General features: G+C 56.7%; 1 protein-coding gene. It reads right to left on the bottom strand.

The window, feature by feature from the left end:
• Positions 1–35 precede the first annotated feature (35 nt).
• A partial coding sequence (locus tag ACR0IP_RS23305; protein ID WP_480528183.1) for an ABC transporter permease occupies positions 36–679 on the bottom strand: 644 nt, incomplete at its 5' end.

The raw sequence follows: 679 nt of genomic DNA, 5'->3' as shown, positions 1-679 counted from the left end.
CTCGAGCGGTGCGCCGGAAGGGGGAAGGGAAGTGCTCACTTGGTGCTCCCACCCTGAAGCCGGATCCGCGGATCGAGATAGGCCAGCGCGATATCTGAAACCAGAACCCCGATAACCGTCAGGAAGGCAAGAAACATCAGGAATGATCCAGCCAGATACATATCCTGGCTCTGGAGCGCCTGGATCAGCATCGGTCCGGTTGTCTGCAATGACAGCACGATCGCCGTGATCTCGGCGCCGGAGATGATCGCCGGCAGGATGGATCCGATATCGGATATGAAGAAGTTCAGCGACATCCGCAGCGGGTACTTCACCAAGGTGCGGAAGGGGCTGAGGCCTTTGGCCCGGGCTGTCGTCACATATTGCTTTTCCAACTCGTCAAGCAGGTTGGCCCGAAGCCTGCGGATCATCCCGGCCGTTCCCGCGGTTGCGATGATAAACACGGGAATCCAGAGGTGCTCCATGATCGACTTGAATTTCTCCCAAGACATCGGCTGGTTGAAATACTCCTCGTCCATCAGGCCGCCGATGGATGTTCCAAACCAGACATTGGCGAAATACATCATCACCAAAGCCATCATGAAATTGGGAATTGCCAGGCCGATCAGACCCATAAGGGACAGGCCATAGTCGCCCCAGCTGTACTGGTGCGTGGCCGAATAGATCCCGATGGGAAAGG

Source organism: Ruegeria sp. AL11 (assembly GCF_056540865.1).
The sequence above is the reverse complement of the archived record's forward strand: the minus strand, read 5'-3'. Positions and strand labels throughout refer to the sequence as shown.